At 72.4% G+C, this 2,283-nt stretch carries 3 protein-coding genes; all 3 read right to left on the bottom strand.

Annotation, left to right across the window (positions count from 1 at the left end; genetic code table 11):
* Nucleotides 1-162: 162 nt before the first annotated feature.
* The 3 genes from rplS to rimM all read right to left on the bottom strand — a co-directional run bounded on the left by rplS (nucleotide 163) and on the right by rimM (nucleotide 2,174).
* Complete coding sequence (gene rplS / locus ACFUEL_RS38715; RefSeq protein WP_030458810.1) at nucleotides 163-513, bottom strand: 50S ribosomal protein L19; 351 nt, start codon at nucleotides 511-513, stop codon at nucleotides 163-165.
* Between the two features lie 156 nt (nucleotides 514-669).
* Nucleotides 670-1,488 carry a tRNA (guanosine(37)-N1)-methyltransferase TrmD gene (gene trmD / locus ACFUEL_RS38710; RefSeq protein WP_380242749.1) on the bottom strand — a complete coding sequence of 273 codons (819 nt, stop codon included), beginning with the start codon at nucleotides 1,486-1,488 and terminating at the stop codon, nucleotides 670-672.
* A gap of 5 nt (nucleotides 1,489-1,493) precedes the next feature.
* Nucleotides 1,494-2,174, bottom strand: a complete 681-nt coding sequence (rimM, locus tag ACFUEL_RS38705) for a ribosome maturation factor RimM (protein WP_380242747.1) — start codon at nucleotides 2,172-2,174, stop codon at nucleotides 1,494-1,496.
* Nucleotides 2,175-2,283 lie beyond the last annotated feature (109 nt).

Here is a 2,283-nt window from a genome sequence, read left to right as displayed (position 1 = left end):
TGCCGGGGGCGGAAACGACGGCGGACCGCGCCGGCGAATCCGCACCCGTGGGTGCGGGACTGCCGTCGCGGTCCGTCGGTGGCTCGTGCGTGCTCATCGGGGGTGAGCTTATCCCCCCGGTCTACACCGGAAGGAGGGCCGACCCCCGTCGAGCCTGCGCGGTCACGCGTCGCGCTTCTCCTTGATCTTCGCGGCCTTGCCGCGGAGGTCACGCAGGTAGTACAGCTTGGCGCGGCGAACCGCACCGCGGGTCACGACCTCGATCTTCTCGACGACCGGGGTGTGCACCGGGAAGGTGCGCTCGACGCCGACGTTGAAGCTGACCTTGCGGACGGTGAAGGTCTCACCGATGCCCGCACCGTGGCGGCGGATGACGACGCCCTGGAAGACCTGGACGCGCGAGCGGTTGCCTTCGATGACTCGGACGTGCACCTTGAGGGTGTCGCCGGGGCGGAAGGCGGGGATGTCGGTGCGCAGCGAGGCCGCGTCGACAGCAGCGAGCTTGTTGCTCATCGTTGCTCTCCATCGCAGGCGCCACGGGCCGCCCACGGAAGTTCGATTCAACCGGGTGGTGTTGCGGGCCGCTTCGGCTGGCGGTGATCCCCCCGTGGCGGGGGCACCGGTCCACTGACTCCCCACAGGGGGAGCCGGGCGGCAGACAACAGTCGCCTATTCTTCCACAGCCTCGACCACGGACCGAAATCGGCCGGCGGACTCGTCCCAGGCCAGGCCGAGCACGCTGAGCGCCTCGCGCTCCTTCTTGGTGAACGCCTCGCGCTGCCAGCGGGCCACCAGGTCGGGCCGGTTGGCGAGGGTGCGGGCGAACGCCTGCTCGCGCCGCCACTGGGCGATCTTCCCGTGGTGGCCGCTGAGCAGGATCTCCGGCACCTCCCGGCCGCGCCACTCGGCGGGCTTGGTGTACACCGGGCCCTCCAGCAGGTCGGCCATGGCGCCGGGGGCGAAGGAGTCGTCGCGGTGCGACTCGGCGTTGCCCAGCACGCCGGGCAGCAGCCGGGCGATCGCCTCGACCATCACCAGTACGGCGACCTCGCCGCCGGCCAGCACGTAGTCACCGATCGAAGTCTCGACCACCGGCATCCGGGTCGCGGCCTCCTCGATGACCCGCCGGTCGATGCCCTCGTAGCGGGCGGGCGCGAAGGCCAGCCACGGGCGGGCGGCGAGGTCCTGGGCGAGCTCCTGGGTGAAGGGGCGTCCGCTGGGGGTGGGCACCACCAGGGTCGGCACCTCGCCCTCGGGCCCGGCGGCCAGGACGGCGTCCAGCGCGGCGCCCCACGGCTCGGGCTTCATCACCATGCCGGGGCCGCCGCCGTAGGGCGTGTCGTCCACGGTGCGGTGGATGTCGGTGGTCCACGACCGCAGGTCGTGCAGGTGCACGTCCAGCTGGCCGCGGGCCCGCGCCTTGCCGACCAGGGAGACGTTCAGCGGCTCCAGGTACTCGGGGAAGATCGTGACGACGTCGATCCGCATGTCGCTCACGCGCCGCCGCCGTTCTGGTCCGAACCGGTGCCCGACCCGGAGCCGCCGCCCGCGCCCGAACCGGCCCCCGGACCGGCTTCCGCACCGTCTCCCGGGCCGGTCTCAACACCGGTCTCCGCAGCAGCTTCCGCGCCCGCGTCCTCACGGCTGGGCGCGACGACCGCGTCCGCGGAGTCGATCAGGCCGGGCGGCGGGGCGATGACGACGCGCTGCTCGTCCAGGTCGATGGTGGGGACGATCTGCTCGACGAACGGGATCAGCACCTCGGTGCCGTCGGGCCGCTGGACGGTGAGCAGGTCCTGGTACGGGAGGTGGAGCACCTCGGTGAGTTCGCCGACCGGGGTGCCGTCGGCCAGCACCACGTCCAGGCCGATGAGTTGGTGGTCGTAGTACTCGTCCGGGTCCTCGGGGGTCTCGTCCGGGTCGACCTCGGCGATCAGCATGGTGCCGCGCAGGGCCTCGGCGGCGGTGCGGTCCTTGACGCCGGCGAAGCGCAGCAGCAGGCGCCCGCTGTGCACCCGGCCGGTCTCGACGGTCAGCGGTCCGATGGCGGCGGGGTCGGTGAGGAGGACCGCGCCGGGCCCGAGCCGCAGTTCCGGCTCGTCGGTGCGGACTTCCACGCTGACGTCCCCCCGGATTCCGTGGGCGCGGCCGATCCTGCCGACGACGAGCTGCACGGTGATCGTTCTCCTGAGAGGTGGTGGCACTGGAAAGGAACGGGGAGCCCCGGGCGGGCGCCCGGAAGGAGGAGGGGCCGGAACCGGAAGGACCGGAAACAGGAAGGAC

It is taken from the genome of Kitasatospora sp. NPDC057198 (genome assembly GCF_042670125.1).
Taxonomy (GTDB): Bacteria; Actinomycetota; Actinomycetes; order Streptomycetales; family Streptomycetaceae; genus Kitasatospora.
Note: the sequence above shows the minus strand (reverse complement) of the source record. Positions and strands in the feature narration are given on the sequence as shown.

Bases quoted from the DNA above. Each gene is read 5' to 3' on its own strand.
- trmD (WP_380242749.1), bottom strand. From the start codon at position 1,488: ATGCGGATCGACGTCGTCACGATCTTCCCCGAGTACCTGGAGCCGCTG.
- rplS (WP_030458810.1), bottom strand. From the start codon at position 513: ATGAGCAACAAGCTCGCTGCTGTCGACGCGGCCTCGCTGCGCACCGAC.